Origin of the sequence: Streptomyces sp. NBC_00154 (genome assembly GCF_026342835.1) — a bacterium.
Lineage (GTDB): Bacteria > Actinomycetota > Actinomycetes > Streptomycetales > Streptomycetaceae > Streptomyces.
The window spans coordinates 5,142,203-5,163,026 of the sequence record NZ_JAPEMI010000001.1 but is presented as its reverse complement, the minus strand read 5'-3'; the positions used below and the strand labels follow the sequence as shown (position 1 = coordinate 5,163,026).

At 70.7% G+C, this 20,824-nt stretch carries 18 protein-coding genes and 1 pseudogene; 2 read left to right on the top strand and 17 right to left on the bottom strand.

The features are described 5' to 3' along the window. Positions 1–56: 56 nt before the first annotated feature. The 3 genes from OHA03_RS23145 to pepN all read right to left on the bottom strand — a co-directional run bounded on the left by OHA03_RS23145 (position 57) and on the right by pepN (position 5,609). Positions 57–1,478: a lysine N(6)-hydroxylase/L-ornithine N(5)-oxygenase family protein gene (locus tag OHA03_RS23145; protein ID WP_267005707.1), complete on the bottom strand. Its 1,422-nt coding sequence runs from the start codon at positions 1,476–1,478 to the stop codon at positions 57–59. Beyond that, positions 1,475–2,875 carry an aminotransferase class V-fold PLP-dependent enzyme gene (locus tag OHA03_RS23140; RefSeq protein WP_267005706.1) on the bottom strand — a complete coding sequence of 467 codons (1,401 nt, stop codon included), beginning with the start codon at positions 2,873–2,875 and terminating at the stop codon, positions 1,475–1,477. The genes OHA03_RS23145 and OHA03_RS23140 overlap by 4 nt, the downstream gene beginning before the upstream one ends. A 229-nt stretch (positions 2,876–3,104) precedes the next feature. Beyond that, positions 3,105–5,609, bottom strand: a complete 2,505-nt coding sequence (gene pepN, locus OHA03_RS23135; RefSeq protein ID WP_267005705.1) for an aminopeptidase N — start codon at positions 5,607–5,609, stop codon at positions 3,105–3,107. 163 nt (positions 5,610–5,772) lie between these two features. On the opposite strand from pepN, the gene OHA03_RS23130 reads away from it, so the two are divergent. Then, positions 5,773–6,315, top strand: coding sequence for a MarR family winged helix-turn-helix transcriptional regulator (locus OHA03_RS23130; protein WP_267005704.1), 543 nt, complete (start codon positions 5,773–5,775; stop codon positions 6,313–6,315). A gap of 160 nt (positions 6,316–6,475) precedes the next feature. Here OHA03_RS23130 and OHA03_RS23125 read toward each other — a convergent pair whose 3' ends face one another. From OHA03_RS23125 to OHA03_RS23075, 11 genes are all read right to left on the bottom strand, one after another. Beyond that, a complete protein-coding gene (locus OHA03_RS23125; protein WP_267005703.1) occupies positions 6,476–7,549 on the bottom strand; it encodes an aromatic ring-hydroxylating dioxygenase subunit alpha in 1,074 nt (357 codons plus the stop codon). Positions 7,550–7,556: 7 nt separating this feature from the next. Further along, entirely contained in the window at positions 7,557–7,778 is a 222-nt protein-coding gene (locus OHA03_RS23120) for a recombinase-like helix-turn-helix domain-containing protein (protein ID WP_030972714.1), read from the bottom strand. A gap of 22 nt (positions 7,779–7,800) precedes the next feature. Then, positions 7,801–8,766 carry a PDR/VanB family oxidoreductase gene (locus OHA03_RS23115; protein WP_267005702.1) on the bottom strand — a complete coding sequence of 322 codons (966 nt, stop codon included), beginning with the start codon at positions 8,764–8,766 and terminating at the stop codon, positions 7,801–7,803. After that, on the bottom strand, positions 8,763–10,424 hold the full coding sequence (locus OHA03_RS23110; RefSeq protein WP_267005701.1) for a thiamine pyrophosphate-binding protein: 1,662 nt from the start codon (positions 10,422–10,424) through the stop codon (positions 8,763–8,765). Before OHA03_RS23110 ends, OHA03_RS23115 begins: the two co-directional genes overlap by 4 nt. Positions 10,425–10,469: 45 nt before the next feature. Continuing rightward, positions 10,470–11,255, bottom strand: coding sequence for an SDR family oxidoreductase (locus OHA03_RS23105; protein WP_267005700.1), 786 nt, complete (start codon positions 11,253–11,255; stop codon positions 10,470–10,472). Between the two features lie 92 nt (positions 11,256–11,347). After that, complete coding sequence (locus OHA03_RS23100) at positions 11,348–12,121, bottom strand: SDR family NAD(P)-dependent oxidoreductase (protein ID WP_267005699.1); 774 nt, start codon at positions 12,119–12,121, stop codon at positions 11,348–11,350. Further along, positions 12,121–12,636, bottom strand: a complete 516-nt coding sequence (locus OHA03_RS23095; RefSeq protein ID WP_267008131.1) for a cupin domain-containing protein — start codon at positions 12,634–12,636, stop codon at positions 12,121–12,123. Before OHA03_RS23095 ends, OHA03_RS23100 begins: the two co-directional genes overlap by 1 nt. 50 nt (positions 12,637–12,686) lie before the next feature. Next, positions 12,687–13,487, bottom strand: coding sequence for an alpha/beta fold hydrolase (locus tag OHA03_RS23090; protein WP_267005698.1), 801 nt, complete (start codon positions 13,485–13,487; stop codon positions 12,687–12,689). Beyond that, entirely contained in the window at positions 13,484–14,320 is an 837-nt protein-coding gene (locus OHA03_RS23085; RefSeq protein ID WP_267005697.1) for an aspartate dehydrogenase domain-containing protein, read from the bottom strand. The genes OHA03_RS23090 and OHA03_RS23085 overlap by 4 nt, the downstream gene beginning before the upstream one ends. After that, the gene (locus tag OHA03_RS23080) at positions 14,317–15,303 is read right to left on the bottom strand and encodes a VOC family protein (protein ID WP_267005696.1); all 987 of its coding nucleotides are present in this window, start codon (positions 15,301–15,303) and stop codon (positions 14,317–14,319) included. Before OHA03_RS23080 ends, OHA03_RS23085 begins: the two co-directional genes overlap by 4 nt. Positions 15,304–15,332: 29 nt before the next feature. Beyond that, entirely contained in the window at positions 15,333–16,814 is a 1,482-nt protein-coding gene (locus tag OHA03_RS23075) for an aldehyde dehydrogenase (RefSeq protein ID WP_267005695.1), read from the bottom strand. Between the two features lie 323 nt (positions 16,815–17,137). On the opposite strand from OHA03_RS23075, the gene OHA03_RS23070 reads away from it, so the two are divergent. Continuing rightward, positions 17,138–18,565 carry an MFS transporter gene (locus OHA03_RS23070; protein ID WP_267005694.1) on the top strand — a complete coding sequence of 476 codons (1,428 nt, stop codon included), beginning with the start codon at positions 17,138–17,140 and terminating at the stop codon, positions 18,563–18,565. Positions 18,566–18,692: 127 nt separating this feature from the next. On the opposite strand, the pseudogene OHA03_RS23065 reads toward OHA03_RS23070, so the two are convergent. From OHA03_RS23065 to OHA03_RS23055, 3 genes and pseudogenes are all read right to left on the bottom strand, one after another. Continuing rightward, positions 18,693–19,273 (bottom strand): annotated as a pseudogene (locus tag OHA03_RS23065) (dihydrofolate reductase family protein). Between the two features lie 161 nt (positions 19,274–19,434). Continuing rightward, positions 19,435–19,770, bottom strand: coding sequence for a chorismate mutase (locus OHA03_RS23060; protein ID WP_267005693.1), 336 nt, complete (start codon positions 19,768–19,770; stop codon positions 19,435–19,437). A 50-nt stretch (positions 19,771–19,820) separates the two neighbouring features. Next, on the bottom strand, positions 19,821–20,705 hold the full coding sequence (locus tag OHA03_RS23055) for an AraC family transcriptional regulator (RefSeq protein ID WP_267005692.1): 885 nt from the start codon (positions 20,703–20,705) through the stop codon (positions 19,821–19,823). Between the last annotated feature and the right edge of the window lie 119 nt (positions 20,706–20,824).

Sequence of the window (20,824 nt, the reverse complement as noted above, 5' to 3'; positions counted from 1 at the left end):
TGGTTGAGCGGCCGTCTCCTTTCCGGGAGGCGGCCGCTTCTGTTTTGTGCGGTGGGTCAGTTGCCTTGTACGAGGGGGATGAGGCCGGGGTGCTGGTGGGGGATTTTGGGGGTGTTCTGGAGGGTGAGGCCGAAGGTGGTGAAGGCGGTGCGTTGTGGGAGGGGGTAGGCGTTGGTGTCGGTGAGGTTGTTGAGGATGGTGGCGCTGCGCCAGGCGGCGAGTCCGAGGTCGGGGGCGCCGACTCCGTGGGTGTGGCGTTCGGCGTTCTGTACGTAGACGTTGCCGGTGACGGTGGGGTCGAGTTCGAGGCGGAAGTGCTCGTCGATGCGGGGGCGTCCGCCGGTGTCGCGGCGGATGTGGGGGGCGAGGCCGGTGAGGATGCGGTCGAGGGGGCGTTCGCGGTAGCCGGTGGCGAGGACGACTGCGTCGGTGGTGAGGCGGGTGCGGGTGCCTTGTTGGGTGTGTTCGAGGTGGAGTTCGACGCGGGTGTTGGCGAGGCGGCCTGCGGTGCGTACGTGGACGCCGGGGGTGAGGGTGGTGTCGGGCCAGCCGCCGTGGAGGGTGCGTCGGTAGAGCTCGTCGTGGATGGCGGCGATGGTGTCGGCGTCGATGCCTTTGTGGAGTTGCCATTGGTGGGGGACGAGTTCGTCGCGTACGTGTTCGGGGAGTGCGTGGAAGTAGCGGCTGTAGTCGGGGGTGAAGTGTTCGAGGCCGAGTTTGGAGTACTCCATGGGGGCGAAGGCGTGGGTGCGGGCGAGCCAGTGGAGTTTTTCGTGTCCGGCGGGGCGTGCGCGGAGGAGGTCGAGGAAGATTTCGGCGCCTGACTGGCCGGAGCCGATGACGGTGATGTGTTCGGCTTCGAGGAGTTGTCGGCGGTGGTGGAGGTAGTCGGCGGAGTGGATGACGGGGACGGTTTCGGCGTCGGCGAGGGGTTTGAGGGGGTCGGGGATGAAGGGTTCGGTGCCGATGCCGAGGGCGATGTGGCGGGTGTAGGCGCGGCCGAGGGCTTCGGCTTCGCCGTGGGTGTCGAGTTGGGTGAAGTCGACTTCGAAGAGTTGGCGTTCGGGGTTCCAGCGGACGGCGTCGACCTGGTGGCTGAAGTGGAGTCCGGGGAGTTGGTCGGTGACCCAGCGGCAGTAGGCGTCGTATTCGGCTCGTTGGATGTGGAAGCGCTCGGCGAAGTAGAAGGGGAAGAGGCGGTCGCGGCTGCGTAGGTAGTTGAGGAAGGTCCAGGGGCTGGCGGGGTCGGCGAGGGTGACGAGGTCGGCGAGGAAGGGGACTTGGAGGCTGGCGCCGTCGATGAGGAGGCCGGGGTGCCAGTGGAAGGCGGGGCGTTGTTCGTAGAAGGTCGCGGCGAGGGGGTGGGGGTTGCCGGGGATGCCGTGGGCGAGGGCGGCGAGGGAGAGGTTGAAGGGGCCGATGCCGATGCCGACGAGGTCGTGTGGCTGGTCGGGGTTGGGGCTGGGTCGGTCGGTCATCGGGGTGTGTTGCCTTTCTTGAGGTCGTGGGTGAGGTGGGTGACGTGGTCGAGGAGGGTTTGGAGGTCGTCGGGGGTGGTGTGGGGGTTGAGGAGGGTGGCTTTGAGCCAGAGGCCGTTGTGGGTGTGGGCGCGGCCGAGGACGGCTTGGCCGTTGGTGAGGAGGGTGCGGCGGATGGTGGCGACGGTGTGGTCGTCGGTGTTGGTGGGGCGGAAGAGGACGGTGGTGATGGTGGGGCGTTCGTAGAGGTCGAGGGTGGGGGTGTGGGTGATGAGGTCGGCGAGGTGGTGGGCGGTGTTGATGGTGCGGTCGATGAGGTCGGCGAGTCCGGTGCGGCCGAGGGCTTGGAGGGTGACGGCGATTTTGAGGGCGTCGGGTCGGCGGGTGGTGCGCAGGGAGCGGCCGAGGAGGTCGGGGAGGCCGGCTTCGGTGTCGTCGTCGGCGTTGAGGTAGGCGGCTTGGTGGTGGAGGGCTTGGAGGTGGTGGTGGTCGGGGACGGCGAGGATGCCTGCGGGGGCGGGTTGCCAGCCGAGTTTGTGGAGGTCGAGGGTGACGCTGTGGGCGCGGTGGAGGCCGTGGAGTTTGGTGCGGTGGGTGGGGCTGAAGAGGAGGGGGCCGCCGTAGGCGGCGTCGATGTGGAGTTCGGCGCCGTGGGTGGTGCAGAGATCGGCGATGCCGTTCAGGGGGTCGATCCGGCCGGTGTCTGTGGTGCCTGCGGTGGCGGTGACGAGGAGGCGTTGGTGGTGGTGTCGGGTGAGGGTTTCTTCGAGTGCGGTGAGGTCCATGACGCCGGTGGGGGCGGGGATGGTGAGGGGTTCGGGGAGGCCGAGGAGCCAGGTGGCGCGGTTGATGCTGTGGTGGGCGTTGGTGGCGCAGATGGTCTGTACGGGGCCGTGGCGTTCGCGGGCGAGGAGGAGGGCGAGTTGGTTGGCTTCGGTGCCGCCGGTGGTGATGAGGGCGTCGGGGTGGGGGTGGTGGGGGTAGATCTCGTGGGCGAGTGCGGCGGTGGTGTCGGCTTCGAGGGTTGAGGCGGCGGGTGCTTGGTCCCAGGAGTCCATGGAGGGGTTGAGGGCGGAGGCGGCGAGGTCGGCTGCGGTGGCGAGGGCGAGGGGTGGGGTGTGGAGGTGGGCTGCGCAGTGGGGGTGTGCGGGGTCTGCGGAGCCTTGGGCGAGTGCGGTGATGAGGGTGCGTAGGGCGTGGTGGGGGCCGGTGCCGTGGTCGGGGATGACGGGGTGGGTGGCGGCGCGTATGCGGGGGGTGGTGGTTGGGGGTCCGCCGGCGGGGATGGGCCCGTTTCGTTGGTGGGCTCCGTCGTGGAGTGCGGTGAGGACGGTGTCGAGGAGGGGGCGGAGGGCGTCGGGTCCGGTGGTGGATCCGGCGAGGGGTGGGGTGGGCATGGGTGGTGGGGCCCTTCGGGTGCGCGCATGGGTGGACATGCCAGCTTGTCCGGGTTTCTGGTGGCGCGGCCGGTGAGCCCGGTGATCTGAACCCGAAAGGGGGACGGGCGGTGGGGGGTGGGGGGTTGTCGGGGGGTGCCGGTGGTATGGCTGTGCCCGGCGTCTCCCCTTGTGGTGGGGTGGCGCCGGGCACGGGTGCTGCGGTGTGCGGGGGTGTCGGTGTGGTGGGTCAGTGGGCGTTGCGTACGGCGAGGGCTCGGCGCAGGTCGTCGATCTGGTCGGTGAGTTTGCGGTGGAGGGCGGGGATGAGGGTGGGGTCGTTCAGGGCTTGTTCGCCATGGTGGAGGTTGTCGGTGTCGATGGCGTAGTGGGGGAAGGCGTAGCGGCCTGCGGCTTCGGCGATGGCGGGGCCGCGGCGGGCGGCGAGTGCGGTGGCTTCGGGGTAGTAGCGCGGGACGTAGGTGTGGACGAGGTCGGCCTGTTCGGGTTGCCAGAAGCCTTGGGCGGTGGCGCTGAAGAGGTAGTTGGAGAGGGTGTCGTCGTTGAACAGGCTGTGCCAGGCGGTGGCTTTGGCTTCGGGGGTGGGCAGGGCGGCGCGGCAGCGGGCGGCGCCTTCCTGGCCGGTGGCGCTGGGGTCGTGTTCGAGTTCGGTGGTGATGGTGGTTTCGTCGGTGGCGCCGAGGACGGCGAGTCGGGTGAGGATGCGCCAGCGGAGTTCGGGGTCGAGCTCGGGGCCGCCGGGGACGCTGCCGTTGGTGAGCCAGTCCTGGATGGTGTCGGGTTGGGTGGCGGCGTCGATGAGGTGGCGTACGGCGGTGAGGCGGAGACCGGGGTTGGTGCCGTCCTCGGTGCGGCGGATGAGGTCGCGGCAGAGGTCGGTGAGGGTGGCGTGGGCGGCGGGGCGGTTGTCGGGGGTGGTGTAGCGGCGGGTGATCTGAGTGTCGGCGAAGGTGAGGACGCCTTGGACGAGCGCCAGGTCGGTTTCGTGCGGGAGGTGGGTGCGGGCTGTGCGGAGGTAGGTGGCGGGGTGGAGTTCGCCGTCGCGGACCATGTCGCGGGCGGTGTTCCAGATGACGGCTCGGGTGAGGGCGTCGGGGATGCCGGAGAGGGTGTGGAGTGCGGTGCTCCAGGATTCGGGGTCGAGGCGGACCTTGGCGTAGGTGAGGTCGTTGTCGTTGGGGACGACGAGGGCGGGGCGGCGCCCGGTGTGGATCTTGGCGGTGTTGTTGTGGGGGACGTCCAGTTCGAAGCGGTCGCGCAGGGTGAGGCGGTCGGGTCCCGGCTGGGTGTCGAGGGCGTGGTCGTAGGCGCCGACGGCGATGCGGTGGGGGCGGTGGCCCTGCTGGTCGATGGTGATGGACCAGGCGCCGTCGGATTCGTCGACGTGGGGGGTGAGGGTGTCGACGCCGGTGGTGCGGAGCCATTGTTCGGCCCAGGCGTGGACGTTGCGGTCGGTGGCGGAGGCGAGGTTGTCGATGAAGTCGGCGAGGGTGGCGTTGGCGAATTTGTGTCGGGCGAAGTGGGTGTTGATGCCGGTGAGGAAGTCTTTTTCGCCGAGCCAGGCGACGAGTTGGCGCAGGGCGGATGCGCCCTTGGCGTAGGAGATGCCGTCGAAGTTGAGCATGGCGGATGCGGTGTCGGGGACGGCGGCGGGGTCGGGGGCGACGGGGTGGGTGGAGGGGCGTTGGTCGGCGTCGTATCCCCAGCCCTTGCGGGCTACGCCGAAGTCGACCCAGGTGTCGGTGAAGCGGGTGGCTTCGGTGAGGGTCTGGTAGCCCATGTATTCGGCGAAGGACTCGTTGAGCCAGATGTCGTCCCACCAGGCGAGGGTGACGAGGTCGCCGAACCACATGTGGGCCATTTCGTGGGCGATGACCATGGCGCGGGTCTGGCGTTCGGTGTCGGTGACGGCTGAGCGGTAGATGAATTCGTCGCGGAAGGTGACGAGCCCGGGGTTCTCCATGGCGCCGGCGTTGAATTCGGGGACGAAGGCCTGGTCGTAGGAGTCGAAGGGGTAGGGCTCGTCGAACTTCTCGTGGTACCGGTCGAAGCAGGCGCGGGTGATGTCGAGGATTTCGTCGGCGTCGGCGTCGAGGTGGGGGGCGAGGGAGCGGCGGCAGTGGATGCCGAAGGGCAGTCCGGCGTGCTCGGTGGTGACGGAGTGCCAGGGGCCTGCGGCGACGGCGACGAGGTAGGTGGAGATCAGTGGTGTGGGGGCGATGGTCCACCGGCCGTCGCCGGTGTGTTCGGCGATGCCGTTGCCGAGGACGGTCCAGCTTTCGGGGGCGGTGACGGTGAGGGCGAAGACGGATTTGAGGTCGGGCTGGTCGAATGCGGCGAAGACGCGTTGGACGTCTTCCATGAAGAGCTGGGTGTAGAGGTACGTTTCGCCGTCGGTGGGGTCGGTGAAGCGGTGCATGCCTTCACCGGTGCGGGAGTAGCGCATGGCGGCGTCGATGCGCAGTTCGTGCGGGCCGGCGGTGAGTGCGGTGAGCGGGTACCGGTTCTCGGTGAGGTCGGCGGGGTCGAGGGGGTGTCCGTCGAGGCTGATGGAGCGCAGGGTGGCGGGCTTGAGTTCGACGAAGGTGTCTCCGGCCGCGAGGGCGGTGAACTGGATGACGGTGCGGGAGTCGAAGGTGTCCTCACCCGTGGTCAGATCGAGGTCGATCGTGTACCGGTGTACGTCGAGGAACTGGGCTCGGGTCTGCGCTTCGTTGCGCGTCAGTACGGACATGGATCCATGCTGCCGCATGGCGTGGGGGGTGCGCAGTGGGGTTCTCGCAGGGCTGAGTGCGCGGTGGGCGGGGTGCGGTGCAGGTGGGTGGCTGCGCGGCCGCGGGTGGCCTTTGAGGGCTAAGATTCTTACCCATTGTGTTCCTGCACGGAGGGTGCCCGGGATGGCGAAGAAGACGGCTTCCGCTACGCGGCAGGATGCGGTGGCGTCGATCGTCGAGGACTGGCGGCGGGAGCGGCCGGATCTGGATACGGCTCCGCTGGAGGTGTTCGGCCGGCTGCATCGGGCGTTCCTGCGGTACAGCGCGGCGATTTCGCGGCCGGTGGAGCGCAAGGGCCTGTCGATGGCGGGGTTCGATGTGCTGACCGCGTTGCGCAGGGCGGGTGCGCCGTTCCGTCGTACGGCGGGTGAGCTGGCGGACTCCGGGCTGATCAGTTCGGCCGGTGTGACGTTGCGGATCGACCGGCTGGAGAAGGACGGGCTGATTCTGCGGGAGCGGGATCCGCAGGACCGTCGGGTGGTGCATTCGCGGTTGACGGACGAGGGTCTGTCGACGATCGACGAGCTGTTCTCGGAGCATTTGGAGAACGAGCGGCGGATGCTGGCGGGGCTCACTCCTGCGGAGTGCCGGCAGTTGGCGCGGTTGTTGGAGAAGTTGGAGCGGTCCGTGCTGGCGGCGGAGGAGGGGGCGGGCGAGGAGGGGTAGGGCGGGGCCGCCCGTGGCCGCTTTGTCCTCGATCGCGGAACGAGACCGATTTGCCGGACAGGTTGGGAATTACCCGGCCCGTGCGTGAACCTCGATCGCCGGACGGGTTCGGTGATCGAGCCCGTCCGGCGATCGAGGACATCTTTGTGTTCGAGGCGGCTCAGCCGGTGGCGTTCGCCCGGGCCTGGGCCTCTGCTTCCGTGCGGTACATGCGGCGGACGCGGACGACACCCAGGTCGTGCTGGTACAGGTTCTCCGCCTGGTCGGCGTCGCTGCGGAGCTCTTCGAGCATGATCCGGTCCTGTTCGAGGACGTCCCAGTGGCGGTCCTCCAGCACGGTCTTGTAGAGGAAGCGCCAGGTGTCGCGCTGCCAGTCCGTGACGCGGCGGTAGCGCCAGAAGAAGACGGCGCAGCGGTCCTCGTCGATGGGGGTGGCCATGCCGACGATGCCGAACGGGCCGCCGGGGCCGGCGGTGGGCGGGTACGGGATGGTCAGGTCGACCCAGTCGATGCCGGTGCGGCAGAGTTCGACCCAGTCGAAGTTCACGCCGCTCTGGTCGGTCTTCTCGAAGAAGAAGCCGCGTTCGGTCTCGCGGATCCGGAAGCGGGCGGTGGTCTGCCCTTCGGACATGCTGTGCGAGTCGCGGTGCAGGAACGATCCGTGCATGGGGTCGAGGAGGTTCTCGACGGCGTAGCGCCAGTTGACGTTCCACTCCGCGTAGCAGAGGAAGGCCGAGACGTCGGGGTCGGTGAGCTGTTCCGGCAGGACGAGGGGGGCCGGTTCGGGGTTTTCGTTGTCGCCGAAGTAGGCGAGGATCGCGCCGCCGGCCTCGATGACGTGGGGTGCGGCGACGAGCTGTTTGCCTTCGAGGTTGCAGCCGGGCAGGCCGGGTACGGCGGCGACGGTGCCGGTGCCGTCGACCTGGACGCCGTGGTACCAGCAGGCGATCCGGTCGCCGAGGTGTTTGCCGAGCGAGAGGCGGGCGCCGCGGTGGGGGCAGCGGTCCTCCAGCATGTGGAGGGTGCCGTCGGCGCGGCGGAAGAGGAGCCATTCCTCGCCGAGGAGGGTGAGGCGCTTCATGCCGCCGGCGGGGACGAAGTCGGAGGGGCAGACGGCGTACCACTGGTTGCGTATGCCGGTGTCGAAGAGACGGTCGGCGGTGCGGTTGCCGGGGCGGGCGACTTCGGAGGGCCGGGTGGTCTCGCCCGTGTGTGTTGCGGTGTCGGTGGTCATGGTCGTTTCACGCTCCCAGTCGTCGCATCTCGGTGCGGAAGGTGTCCTCGGTCCACGGGTTGCCGTCGGGGGCGGGCAGGTCGCGAGCGTTGAGTCCGGCGACGAGGCCGGGCAGGTCGTGGGCGCCGCTGCCGAAGACGTCCTCGATCACGGCGGCGAGTTTCTTCTCGTACGGGGTGGGGTCGGCGGTGCGTGCCTGGTGGGGGTTGAGGTACTGCGGGGTGGTCATGTCGGCTCCCTTCGGGGGTGGTTCAGAGGTCGAGGACGAGGCGCGGGGTGCAGGCGCGGGAGACGCAGAGCATCATCGAGGCGCCGGCGGCCCTCTCGCTGTCGGAGAGCAGGAAGTCCCGGTGGTCGGGGGTGCCTTCGAGGACTTTGGTCTCGCAGGTGCCGCAGATGCCGTCGCGGCAGGAGGAGGGTACGGAGATTCCGGCGCCTTCCAGTGCGTCCAGGACCGAGGTGTCGGGGCCGACCTGGACGGTGGTTCCGGTGCGGGAGCAGACGACGTCGAAGCCGGTGTCCTCTCCGTCGCGAGGGGCCGCCGTCGGGGCGGCGAAGCGTTCCGTGCGGGCGGTGGGGCAGCGTTCCTCGACGGCGGCGAGGAGGGGTTCCGGTCCGCAGCAGTAGACCTGGGTGTCTGCGGGGAGGTCGCCGAGGAGGGTGTCGAGGTCGATGTGGCCCTGCTCGTCCTGGGGGACGAATTCGACTGATCCGCCGGGGAGTTCGGCGAGTGCGGTGAGTTCGGCACCGAAGGCCATGGAGGTGCGGGTGCGGCCGCCGTGGACGAGGCGCCACGGGATGGCGCGGCGGGTCGCTTCGCGGGCCATGGCGAGGATCGGGGTGATGCCGATGCCGCCTGCGATGAAGAGGTAACTTCCGGCGTTGTTGTCGGCGTCGAGTTCGAAGTGGTTGCGGGGGCCTTGGACGCGGAGGGTCTGGCCGGGCCGCAGCTGGGTGTGGATGTGGGCGGAGCCGCCGCGGGATGCGGGTTCCTTGAGGATGCCGATGCGCCAGTGGGTGGGGTCGGCGGGGTCGGAGCACAGGGAGTACTGGCGGATGTGTCCGCCGGTGTGTACGTCGATGTGGGCACCGGGCTGCCAGGCGGGGAGGGGGGTGCCGTCCGGGTGGGTGAGTTCGATGCCGAGGACGCCGTCGGCTTCCCAGGTCATGCGGTGGACGAGCAGGTCGAGCTGAGGTTCTTGTCCGGTGGTGGTCATCGCGGGTTGCCTCCTTGTCCGGTGGCGGTCGAGGGGAGCTTGACGGGCGGGGTGAACGGCGTGTTCATCGGGCCGAGTGCGGCGAGGTCGATCTCGACGAGGGTGGGGCCGTCGGAGGCGGTGGCTTCCTTGATGACGGGGCCGGCGTCGGCTTCGGTGGCGATCCGGGCGTACGGGAGTCCGACGGCGGCGGCGAGCGCGGCGAAGTCGGGGGTGGTGAGGTCGACGCCGGAGCGGCGGGGGAAGTGGGTGTCCTGCATGTTGCGCAGGACGCCGTAGCCTCCGTCGTTGAAGACGAGGAGGGTGAGGCGGGGCTTCTCCTGGGCGAGGGTGAGGAGTTCGCCGAGGTGGACGGCGAGGCCGCCGTCGCCTGCGATGACGACGGTGGGGGTGTCGGGGCGGCCGAGTGCGGCGCCGATGCCCATGGCGAGGCCTTGTCCGATGCCTCCGCCGCGGGGGAAGACGTTGGTCGCCGGGTCGGTGATTTCCAGCAGCCGGTTTCCCCAGGTGGAGGAGGGGATGGTGACGTCGCGGGCGATGACGGATGCGGGCGGGCAGGCGTCGCGGATCGCGTCGTTGACTGCGGCCTGCGGGCCGATCGCGTGGCGCTGTGCGCTGCGGGCGTCGTTACGGGCCTTGCGTACGCGGGCCGGCCAGTCCGTCTCCGTACCGCTGCTGCTGATGCGTTCCAGGAGGGCTGTGAGGACGGCGGCCGCGTCGCCGTGCAGGGCGCAGGTGGCGGGGTAGACGCGGCCGGGGGCGGCCGGGTCGAGGTCCAGCTGGATGTGTACCGAGGGCAGTTCGAGGCTGTAGTCGGCGGTCTCGTTGGAGCGGAAGTGGGTGCCGATGGAGAGCAGCACGTCGGCTTCGGCGAGGAGGGCGCGTCCGGCGGGGGCGGTGGCGTAGTTGCCGAGGACGCGTTCGTCGGACTCGGGGACGGAGCCGCGGCCGGAGTTGGAGGTGACGAGTCCGGCGTTCAGCGCGACGAGGAGTGCGGCGAGTTCGGGCCGGGCGCTGTTGGCTCCGCCGCCGGCCCAGACGAGGGGGCGCTGTGCGGCGGCGAGGAGGGCCGCGGCCTCGTCGAGGAGTGCCGGGTCGGGCAGGGCCGGGGGTGAGCCGGCGGGTACGGGGGTGCCGGTCAGCTGCTGGGGGGCGAACTGGAGGTCGATGGGCCATTCGACGCTGACGGGGCCGTGCGGGGCGGTGAGGGCGCGGGCGGCGGCGTCGCGGAGGATGTCGCCCGCGTCGGCGGCGTCGGTCACGGTGACGGCGTGGGTGGAGACCGCGCGGAGCATGCCGAGCTGGTCCTTGGTCTCATGGATGAAGCCGCGTCCGGAGCCGAGGTATTCGCTGTCGATCTGGCCGGTGATGTGGAGGACGGGGGTGCCTGAGCTGAGGGACTCGATGAGGGAGCCGGCTGCGTTGCCCGCTCCGGTGCCGGTGCTGGTGAGGGCGCAGCCGAGGCGTCCGGTGGCGCGGGCGTAGCCGTCGGCCGCGTTGACTGCGGCGGCTTCGTGGCGCACGGGGACGAAGCGCAGGTCGCGGTCCACGGCTTCGACGAGCGGCAGGTTGTGCACGCTGACGATGCCGAACACCGTGTCGACGCCGAGTCCGCGCAGCGTCTCGACGAGCAGGTCGCCGCCGTTGGGTTGGGTCATGTCGTTGCGCTCCTGAGGTACGTGAACGGGGGTGGGGGGTGGGTGTTATGCGATGGATCGGTTGACGCCGCCGCAGACGTCGACGGTGGTGCCGGTGATGTACGAGGCCCGGGGTGAGAGGAGGGTGGTGATGGCGTACGCGACTTCGTCGGCGTTGCCGAGGCGGCCGAGTGCGATGCCTCGGTCGGCGGCGAGTTCGGCCTGCCAGGCGGCGTAGTCGAGGAGGCTGCCGGATGCTGCGTAGCGGCGTTCCCACTGTCCGGTGTCGACGAGGCCGAGGCAGACGGAGTTGACGCGGATGCCGTCGGGGGCGAGTTCCTTCGACAGGGAGGTCGAGAGGTTGAGGATGCCGGCGCGGGCGGCGCTGGTGGTCATGAGCCGGGTCTCGGGCTGCTTGGCTAGTACGGCGTTGATGTTGACGACGGAGGCGTTGCCGGACTTGCGCAGGTGGGGCAGGGCGGCGTGGAGGGGGTTGAGGACGCCGAAGAATTTGAGTTCGAGTTCGTCGCGCCAGTCGTCGGCGGTGGTCTCGGCGAAGGGTTTCATCCGGGAGGCGCCGGCGTTGTTGACGAGTCCGTCGAGGCCGCCGAAGCGGTCGGCGGCTTCTTCGGTGAACGCTTCGACTGCCGCTTCGTCGCGTACGTCGCAGGGGGCGTGGTGGAGCCTGTCCGGTCCGGCGAGTCCGTCGAGGGCGGCGGTGAGGGCGTCGGCGCGGCGGCCGCAGGTGGCGACGCGGGCGCCTTCGGCGAGCAGCATGCGGACCGTGGCGAGGCCGACGCCGGAGCTGCCGCCGGTGACGAGGATGCTGCGGTCGGCGAGGCCGAGGTCCATCTCGTACTCCTTGGTGTGAGGGGGGTGTCCTGGGGCGGTCGCCGCACCGGGGCCCCGTGGGGGTGGTCCGGTGCGGCGGTGTGCCCGTGGGGTCAGTGCATGGTGAAGCCGCCGTTGACGGCGAAGGTCTGGCCGGTGATGTAGCCGGACTCGTCGCCGACGAGGAAGGCGATCAGGCCGACCAGGTCCGCCGGTTGCTGGGGCCGGGAGATCGCCCGGTTCAGCCGGTACAGCTCGTGCCGTTCGGCGGGGATGTCGACGGAGGACTCCCCCTCGGTCAGTCCGGGGGCGACCGCGTTGACGGTGATGCCGAGGTCTCCGGTCTCGCGGGCCATGGCCCGGGTCAGGGAGATGACGGCGCCCTTGGAGGCGATGTAGTGGGCGAGTCGGGGCGACCCGTACAGCGCCGCGTCCGAGGCGAGGTTGACGATCCGGCCGCCGCCCGCCGTCATGAGCGGGAGGAGGGCGCGGGCGACGAGCCAGGGGCCGCGGGCGTTGACCGTCATGATGCGGTCCCACGCCTGCACGTCGATCTCGTGGAACGGTTTTCCGCCGACCGCGTTGGCCAGACCGGCGTTGTTGACCAGGCCGTGGAGCCTGGTGCCGTCGCCGGCGAGGGTGGTGGCGAGGGCGTCGACGGAGTCCGGGTCGGCGACGTCGAGCAGGTGGAAGTCCGCGGTGATGCCGTCGGCGCGCAGGTCGTCGGCGGCCTGCTTGCCGGTCCGTTCGTCGAGTTCGGCGATGACGACGCGGTAGCCGTCGCGGCCGATCCGGCGGGCCGCGGCCAGTCCCAGGCCGCGGCCGGCGCCGGTGACGACGACCGTACGGGAGCTGTCCGCGGTACGGGGGGTGTCGTCGGTGGCCATCAGTCGCGGGTGATGCCGTGCATCGGGGAGTGCTCGGGGTACGTCGGGACCTGCGGCTTCTGGGTGCCGATGATGACGCAGAACAGGGCGTCGATGTCGCCCTCGTTCTTCAGCGAGCGGGCCACTCCGGCGGGCACGACGATCATGTCGCGGTAGCCGAGGGTGCGGTACTCGACCTCGTCGGCGCCGCGGTGGATGCCGACCCTGACCTGGCCCTCGAGGACGAAGAAGGCTTCCTCGACGTCGTGGTGGGTGTGCTCGGGGCCTTCGGCGCCGGGCGGCAGCAGCATGTTGGAGAAGGTGAAGCCGCCGGACGGGATGATGCGGTTGTCGTTCTCGTGGTTGCCGGTGGCGCCGGAGCCGACGTAGCGGATCTGGGCGCGCTTGTACTGGTCGCCGGCCTTCGCCTGGAAGGAGAGGGTGTTCCAGTCGGGCTCGCGGGAGTCCTTGGTGGCGATGAGCGAGTCGGTGTACTTCGCGAGGTCGCCGTCGGTCTCGTAGGGGGTGTTGTCGATGGGCACGGGTTGCTCCTCGGTTCGTTGGTGCGGGTGGGGGCGGGCCGTCGTCACGCGGGGGTGCGGGCGACGACGTGGAGGTGGGCGCGGACCCAGGCGTTGAAGGCCTCGGGCCGTTCCTGGTTGGAGAGGTGTCCGGCGCCGGAGAGGGTCACGTACACGGACTTGGTGAGGCCGCCCGCGATGGCTTGGGACTCCTCGGTTCCGGTGACGGTGTCCTGTTCGCCGCAGAGGACGAGTGCCGGTGCGGTGATGGTGGGCAGGTCGTCGGTGAGGTCGGTCTCGGCCATCGCGTCGGCGGCGTAGCCGTATCCGGGGGTACGGATGGAGGCGGCCATGGTCGCCACGACGCGTTCGACGAGTTCGGCCGGGGCGTCGGCGGAGACGAGGCGCGGGCCGCGGGCGGCGGCGAAGGCGTCCGGGCCTTCGGCGGCGAGCTGTGCCGCGCGGGCGCGCATGGCGGCTGCCTTGTCCGGGTTGGTGCCGGAGCCGCGGCTGGAGTCGGCGACGATCAGGGACTCGACGAGGTCGGGGTGGCGGGCGGCAAGGCGCAGGGCGATGACGCCGCCCCAGGAGACGCCGAGGACATGGGCGCGGCCGCCGCGGTCACGGATCAGCGCGGCTGCGGTGTCGGCATAGCCGTCGAGGCCGGGGGCCCGGCCGGGGTCGGCGGAGGCCGCGTACCCGGGGGCGTCCCACGCGACGACCCGTACCTGGTCGGAGAGTCCGGCGAGTTGCGGGGCGAAGGCGGCGGAGGAGGAGCCGATGCCGTGCAGGCAGAGCAGCAGCGGTGCGTCGGGGTTCCCGGTCTCCTGGGTGTGGACGGGCTCGGTGGTGAGAGTGGCGGTCACAGGATCTGTCCTGCCCGGCCGACGACGGCTGCGAGGCTGCGCAGCACGGAGTGCGGCACGACCTGGCTGGTGGCGGGGTTCGTGGCGTCGGGCCGGTGGGCGACCTCGAAGCGGTAGGTGCCGTGCGGGCCGTCCGCCTCGATGACGTGCCGGGTGAGGGTGGCGGCCGGGTCGGCGACGACGACGACCTCGACGAGGTCGGGGTCGCCGGTCGCGAGGGCCACGGATGCGGCGACGTTGGTGGACTTGGGGAACTTCACCGGGACGTCGCGGGCGGTGCCGCGCATCACTTCCACCGGTTCGGTGGTGGTCCGCAGCCGTTCGGTGAGCTCGGCGTCCATCCACGGCTGGTGGAGGGTGGCGGGCAGTTTGGTGGTGGTCAGGCGCACGGAGGTGAGGGCGCCCAGCCCCGTGACGGCCTGCAGGAGGTCGAGTCCGCCGACGGCGCCACCGGTGAAGTAGACGCGTCCGGGGCCGGCTGCGCGCAGCCGGTCGACGAGTTCGGGGTCGACGAGTGCTCCGGTGGAGGCGATCAGCAGGTCGGCGCCGCTGTCGAGGACCCGCTCGGCCCACTCCCGTACGACGGCCTGGCCTGCGGCTTCGACGATGAGGTCGCAGACGGTGAGGGCGTCCTCGAAGGACAGTTGGGGTGCGGGGGCGTCGACGAGGGGCCGGTTGTCGACGATGCAGGTCAGTTCGGCGCCGGGGATGTGGCCCTCGGCGAGGGCGGTGCCGACGACGCGGCCGATGGCGCCCCAGCCGACGAGTCCGATGCGTCGCACGGGTCGCGTGGGGCGTGCGACGGGAGTGGGGCGGGTGGTGGTGGCGGTCATGCGGACACCTCGTCGGTGGCGGGGGCCAGTGGCCCGGGGTCGGGTTCGCCCGCCATGTGGCAGCGGATCTTCTGGGACGGCGGACCTGCGGTCCCCCACAGGTCGGAGAGGTCGGGGGTGCGCCGCCAGACCTTGGCGATCCAGGCGTCCTCGACGATCTGGGCGACCTCGGAGGTGTATTCGCAGACGAGTCCGGCGGGGTCGGTGAAGTACGAGAAGGTGTTGTTGCCGGGTCCGTGCCGGCCGGGCCCCCACTGGGGGTTGATGCCGTGGTGGCGGAGCCGGCCGAGGCCGCGCATGAAGTGGTCCACCGATGTCATCTCGTACGCGACGTGGTTCAGCGACGCCCATGCGGCCTGGTTGAAGGCGATGCAGTGGTGGTCGGCGTTGCAGCGCAGGAAGGCCATCTGGTGCTCGGACCAGTCGGAGACGCGCAGCCCGAGGACCGAGGTGTAGAAGGCGACGGCGGCGTCGATGTCGGTGGTGTTGAGGACGGTGTGGGTGACGCCGACGGGGACGGCGGCGTCCCGGCCGCGCGGGGTGACGGCGTGCGTCTGGGCGCTGAGTTCGATGAGCCGGCCCTCGGGGTCGGTGAAGCGGAGTCCGTATCCGCCGCCGACCTGGTCGAGGGGGCCGGGTCCGGCGACGGGGACGATGCCCCTGGCGAGGAGGCGGCGGGCGGCCTCGTCGATCTCGGCGGGGGTGGCCACGGCGAAGGTGATGCGGCCGAGGCCGTTGCGTTCGCCGCGGGTGAGGGCGAGGACGTGGTGTTCTTCACCGGTGCCGCGCAGCCAGGCGGCGTCGCGGTCCTGCTCGACGGGTTCCAGGCCCCACACCTCGGTGTAGAAGTCGGTGGACTCGGTGAAGGCGGGGGTGTGCAGCTCGACGGAGCGCAGGGCGCGCAGCCGGGCGATGGGTTCGAGCGGGACGGCGGTGGGGCGGGCGTGGAGGTTCTCGTACGCCCCGCGGTTCTCGTGAGTCATGTGGTTCTCCGGCTCCTCGTCTGTCGGCATCAGTTGGCGGCCCAGGGCAGCGGCGTGGTGCCGGTGCCCCAGTAGAGGGACTTCTGCCGCTGGTAGCCGCGGATCAGGTCGCGGCCCTTCTCGGTGCCGATGCCGCTGTCCTTCAGCCCGCCGAACGGGGTGGAGATGCTGAACTGCTTGTACGTGTTGATCCAGACCGTTCCGGCGTCGATACGGCGGGCGACCCGCCAGGCCTTGGCGTGATCCCGGGTCCACAGTCCGCAGGCGAGGCCGTACACGCTGTCGTTGGCCTGGGCGACGAGGTCCTCCTCGTCGTCGAAGGGCAGGGCGACGAGTACGGGTCCGAAGATCTCTTCCTGACAGACCCTGGCGGTGTTGGGGAGGCCGTCGAGGACGGTGGGGAGGTAGTAGGCGCCGTCTCGGTAGGTGTCGCCTTCGGGGGCCGCTCCCCCGCACCGGACCGTGGCTCCTTCTTCGCGGGCCAGGTCGACGTAGGCGGCGACGCTGTCACGGTGCTTGTGGTGGACGAGCGGGGCGACCTGGGTGTCCGGGTCGGTGCCGGGTCCGACGCGCAACTTCTCGGTGCGGGCGACGAGTTCGCCGACGAATTCCTCGTACCGCGAACGGGCGACGAAGAGCCGCGATCCGGCGATGCAGCTCTGGCCGCTGGAGGAGAAGACGCCGTACATGACGCCTGCGAGGGCCTGCTCGAGGTCGGCGTCGTCGAAGACGATCGTCGGCGACTTGCCGCCGAGCTCCAGCGATATGGGGATCAGCTTGTCGGCGGCGGCGTGCGCGAGAGTGCGGCCGGTGTTCGTGCCACCGGTGAAGGTGATCTTCCCGACGGCCGGGTGGCGGACGATCGCGTCGCCGATGACGCTGCCGCGGCCGGGCAGCACGGAGAGCAGTGCGGCGGGCAGTGCGGCCTCGGTCAGTGCCTGGTGGACGAGGCGGCCGAGGGCGAGGGCGACGAGCGGGGTCCACTCCGCGGGCTTGAGGAGGACCGCGTTGCCCGCGGCGAGTGCGGGGGCGAGCTTCTGGGCGTCGCTGGCGATGGGCGAGTTCCACGGGGTGATCGCGCCGACGACGCCGATGGGCTCGTGGACGCTCATCGTGACGTACGGGCCGCGGGACGGGGTGATCGCGTCCTCGGCGGTCTCCAGCGCGGCGGCGGTGTAGCGGAAGGTGCCCGCGGCGCTCAGTACGAGGGCACGGGTCTCGGTACGGCACTTGCCGGTGTCAGCGGTCTGCAGGGCGGAGAGCCGGTCGGCGTCGCGCTCGACGAGGTCGGCGATGCGGTGCAGCAGCCGGGCCCGCAGATGGGCGGGCAGCTCACGCCAGGCCGGGTCGTGGGCCGCGTGGACGGCGGCGGTGACGGCGTCCTCGACGTCGTCGAGGGACGCGGCGTGCACGGTGGCGATGACCTGGCCGGTGGCGGGGTCGACGGTCCTGATGGGGGCACCGCGGCCCTGCCGCCACTGCCCTGCGACCAACACTTCATCGGCAAGCATCAGTTGGCCTCCTGCAGTCGATACGGTTACCTCAGAGCTAAAAATCTAAGCGCTTAAGTAATTCACCGCAAGGCCTCTTCGTAAAAACTCTTTTGCCCTGGAGGTCTTGACGACCTCCACCCTCGGACCGATAAAACTTAAGCCCTAAGAAGCTAGGCACCTTAGAGAGCAGTCGGCGGCAGTGGTGGGCGGTCTCACAAGCTCACGAGCCCCGCACCACCACCCCGTCCCCGTACGCTCAGCTCACTCCCGTACACCCCTGCTCTCCCGCACACCTGGCTCCCCAACCGCTCCGTCCCCACCCGGAGCAGGAGGAACCCTCGATGACCCGGCCCACCGCCGCCACCCGCGAAGCCGTCACCGCCCGTGACGCCATAGCCGCCCGCTTCGAGCGGTTGCCGGCCTCCCGCTGGCACGTCACCGTCCGCCTCGTCGTCGGCGTCGTCACCTTCTTCGAGGCCTTCGACCAGCTGCTGATCGCGTACGCACTGCCCGAGCTACGGCAGGAGTGGCACCTGACCGACGGCGATGCCACGTCGGTGCTCACCGTCGGCTCCGTCGGCATGCTCATCGGCGCGCTGCTGTCGGGCCGGCTGGCCGACAGATTCGGCCGGGTCCGGGTGATCGCGTACTGCGTGGCGGCCTCGGGGCTGGCCGGCCTCGCCCTCGTCGCCTGCACGTCGCTCACCCCGTTCCTTGCGCTGCGCTTCGTGCAGGGGCTCGCGATCGGTGGTGAGGTGCCGGTGGCCGCCGCGTTCATCAGCGAGATCACCCGGAGCTTCAAGCGGGGCCGCTTCGTCCTGCTGTACGAACTCGTCTTCCCGGCCGGACTGACCGTCGGCGCCCTGGCCGCCGCGTGGCTGGTGCCCGCGGCCGGCTGGCGCGTGATGTTCGCGGTCGCGGCCGTGCCCGGACTGCTCGCGTTCCTCGTCCAGCGCACGGTTCCCGAATCGCCGCGCTGGCTGGCGGACCGGGGGCGGACGGCGGAGGCCGAGGCGGTCATGGACGAGATCGAGGCGAAGGTGTCCGCCGCCACGGGCGAACCGCTGCCACCGGTCCGGTACTCCCCGGGCCCCCCGGCACTCCCCGGGCCCCCGACGGCGCGGGCGGCCACCGATGCGGAGCGCACCGCCACCGGACTGCGTTCCCTGTTCACCGGCCGCTACCGCCGCCGCACCCTGGTGGTGGGCGCGATCTGGTTCACCGGCTACTTCGTCAACTACGGCGTGACGTCCTGGCTGCCCAGTATCTACAAGGACGGGTACGGCCTCACGCTCTCCGACGCCCTGCTCTACTCCACGGTCACCTCGGTCGCCGGACTGCTCGGCTGCCTGCTGGTGGCGCTCACTGTGGACATCCTCGGCCGCCGCAAGATCTTCGCCACCTTCCTGGGGGGCTCCGCCGCGCTTCTGCTCACCCTGGCCGCACTCGGCGCCCACAGCCCCGCCCAGGTCCTGATCTGGACCTCGCTGTCGGCCGTCGGCTTCTTCGGCTCCAACATCTGCCTGTACCTGTACACGCCGGAGCTGTACCCGACGCGGATGCGCGCCCTCGGCTGCAGTGTCGGTGGCGCGGTCAATCGCCTCGGCGTGATCCTGGGCCCGATCCTGGTCGGCGCGGTCTACAGCGCCGGGAACAACGTCGCCGCGGTCTTCGTGATGCTCGGTGCGGTGGCGCTGGCCGGTGCGGTGGTGGCGGGCGTCCTCGCCGAGGAGACGGCCAACCGGCCGCTGGAGGAGATCTCCCCCTGACCGCCCCGCGCACCGCGCTCGCGACGTCGCCGGCCGCCCGCCCGGTGCTGTGCGGTGCGATCAGTGCCCGGGCCGCGGTGCCGGCGCGCGGTGTCTCCCCGCAGACGGGTGTCCGCGCGGGAGGTCATCACCCTGCCGCGGAGATCTCCTCGGCACGCCGGTAGTGGAGCAGGACGACCCCGTTGCCGAAGCTCCGGGTCCCGGCGAGTCGCAGATCGCTCTTCGCGTCCGTCGGCCGGAACAGCGGCTTGCCCCGGCCGATGAGGACCGGATGGACGTAGACGCGGTACTCGTCGATCAGATCGTGCTCCCTGAAGGCCGCGGCGAGATCGGCGCCACCGAGGGACAGGTCCCCGCCCGGCTGTGCCTTGAGCGCCATGATCTCCTCGGGGACGACGTCCCGCACCACGGTGGTGTTCCAGTCGGCCCGCTCCAGGGTCCTGGAGAACACCAGCTTGGGCATGTCCCGCCAGATACCGGCGAACTCCGCCATCGGCCCGGCATTCGAGGGGTCGGCGTCGGCCGTCGGCCAGAACCCGCCATCAGCTCGTGGGTGACGCGACCGCTCAGAAAGCCGCCCATCGCTGCGAGTTCGTCGTTGAAATGGCTGTGCAGCTCGTCGTCGACCAGGTGCCAGGCGATGTCGCGGTCCGGCCCCTCGATGAATCCGTCGAGGGACACCGACATCATCAGGATGATCTTTCTCATCACGGTCCTCGCCAACGCCATCGTGGTTCGGGGGTCCAACGGCCCGGGCCGCAGGTGCGCCGACCGGGCCCTGCCGAGCGAGCAACCGGCTGCCGGGCGCCCCGACGGGAAGGTCCCGCTCGGCAGCCCCGGCGGCGAGGCCGGCGGGGAGACGCGAGGGGTCACCCCTCGGAGACTGCGTCGCCGGCCGGAGGGTCGCCGGCGATCCGCTCATGGTGCCTGATCACTTCGGCGATGATGAAGTTCAGGAGCTTCTCCGCGAAGGCCGGGTCCAGTTTCGCGTTCTCCGCGAGGCGGCGCAGGCGGGCGATCTGCTCGGCTTCGCGGTCGGGGTCGGCCGGGGGCAGTTTGTGGTTCGCCTTGAGATGGCCGACCTGCTGGGTGCACTTGAAGCGCTCGGCGAGCATGTGGACAACAGCAGCGTCGATGTTGTCGATGCTTTCGCGGAGCCGGTTCAGTTCCGCGCGTACGGACTCGTCGGTGTCGCTGGTGGTCATGGTCGACGAGCTTAGACGGCCGGTTCCGGGGCCCTGCCAGGGGACAGCCCTCAGGGGCTGATCATCGGTGGGTGGTCCGGGTCGGGGATCGTGTCGCTCCAGCCGCCCGGTACGGCGCGGCCCTGCTGTTCGCGGAAGCGGACCGGGGCGGTGCCGACGCGACGGGCGAACAGCCGGGAGAAGTAGGCGGGGTCGTCGTAGCCGACGCGGCGGGCGACCGCGGCGACGGGCAGTTCGGTTGCGGCGAGGAGTTCCTTGGCGCGGCCGAGCCGGATGCCCAGGAGGTAGTCCTTGGGGCTGCAGCCGGCGCCGCGTCGAACCGCGGTGCGCAGTTCGGCGGGCGTCATGTTGTGCCGGGCGGCGTGTTCGGCGACCGAGAGCGGCTGGAACGCGTCGCGGGCGAGGGCCTGCAGGACCGGATCGCCGTCGGGGCTGACATCGGCGCGGGCCCGGCGCAGGGCGACCAGGAGTTCATGGACGGCGGCGCCGGTCTCGACCTCCAGCAGCGGGTTGCCGCGTCGGGCCGCGCGGACGATCCGGCTCACCGCGGCACGCGGGCCCGCCGTGTCGGCGAGGGGGACGAGCGGGCGGTCCGGTTCGATGTAGCCGAGTTCGGTGTACGTGGCGGTGGCGGGGCCGGTGAAGTCGACGAAACTCTCGTCCCAGCCGGTGCCCGGGTCGGCGCCGTAGTGGTGCGGGGTGCCGGGGGTCAGCCAGATCAGGCTGGGGGCGGTGACGGGCAGCCGACGGCCGTCGGGGCCGGCGAACCAGCCACTGCCCGAATGGATCACGACGGCCACATGGTGGTCCAGGGTGCGGGGGCCGACCGTAGGCAGCGCGCCGTGCTGCAGGCCGACGCCCAGGCAGACGAGGCCCAGCCGGTGGTGGAGCGGGCTGGGCGTGAAGAAGCGCATCCAGGTGTGGTACGTCGACATCGGCTTTCCTTCCTCCGCTCGGCTCGTCCGGGGCCGGTTCGGTGATCTGCGCATTGTGTCCAAACAGCAGCGATCTTTGTCCATGGACCGGCCGCACGCCAGGGGGTGAGGGTGGCTGC

Bases quoted from the DNA above. Each gene is read 5' to 3' on its own strand.
- OHA03_RS23070 (WP_267005694.1), top strand. From the start codon at position 17,138: ATGACCCGGCCCACCGCCGCCACCCGCGAAGCCGTCACCGCCCGTGAC.
- OHA03_RS23140 (WP_267005706.1), bottom strand. From the start codon at position 2,875: ATGCCCACCCCACCCCTCGCCGGATCCACCACCGGACCCGACGCCCTC.
- OHA03_RS23085 (WP_267005697.1), bottom strand. From the start codon at position 14,320: ATGACCGCCACCACCACCCGCCCCACTCCCGTCGCACGCCCCACGCGA.
- OHA03_RS23110 (WP_267005701.1), bottom strand. From the start codon at position 10,424: ATGACCCAACCCAACGGCGGCGACCTGCTCGTCGAGACGCTGCGCGGA.
- OHA03_RS23080 (WP_267005696.1), bottom strand. From the start codon at position 15,303: ATGACTCACGAGAACCGCGGGGCGTACGAGAACCTCCACGCCCGCCCC.
- pepN (WP_267005705.1), bottom strand. From the start codon at position 5,609: ATGTCCGTACTGACGCGCAACGAAGCGCAGACCCGAGCCCAGTTCCTC.
- OHA03_RS23055 (WP_267005692.1), bottom strand. From the start codon at position 20,705: ATGTCGACGTACCACACCTGGATGCGCTTCTTCACGCCCAGCCCGCTC.
- OHA03_RS23105 (WP_267005700.1), bottom strand. From the start codon at position 11,255: ATGGACCTCGGCCTCGCCGACCGCAGCATCCTCGTCACCGGCGGCAGC.
- OHA03_RS23115 (WP_267005702.1), bottom strand. From the start codon at position 8,766: ATGACCACCACCGGACAAGAACCTCAGCTCGACCTGCTCGTCCACCGC.
- OHA03_RS23075 (WP_267005695.1), bottom strand. From the start codon at position 16,814: ATGCTTGCCGATGAAGTGTTGGTCGCAGGGCAGTGGCGGCAGGGCCGC.
- OHA03_RS23125 (WP_267005703.1), bottom strand. From the start codon at position 7,549: ATGACCACCGACACCGCAACACACACGGGCGAGACCACCCGGCCCTCC.
- OHA03_RS23060 (WP_267005693.1), bottom strand. From the start codon at position 19,770: ATGACCACCAGCGACACCGACGAGTCCGTACGCGCGGAACTGAACCGG.
- OHA03_RS23130 (WP_267005704.1), top strand. From the start codon at position 5,773: ATGGCGAAGAAGACGGCTTCCGCTACGCGGCAGGATGCGGTGGCGTCG.
- OHA03_RS23145 (WP_267005707.1), bottom strand. From the start codon at position 1,478: ATGACCGACCGACCCAGCCCCAACCCCGACCAGCCACACGACCTCGTC.
- OHA03_RS23120 (WP_030972714.1), bottom strand. From the start codon at position 7,778: ATGACCACCCCGCAGTACCTCAACCCCCACCAGGCACGCACCGCCGAC.
- OHA03_RS23100 (WP_267005699.1), bottom strand. From the start codon at position 12,121: ATGGCCACCGACGACACCCCCCGTACCGCGGACAGCTCCCGTACGGTC.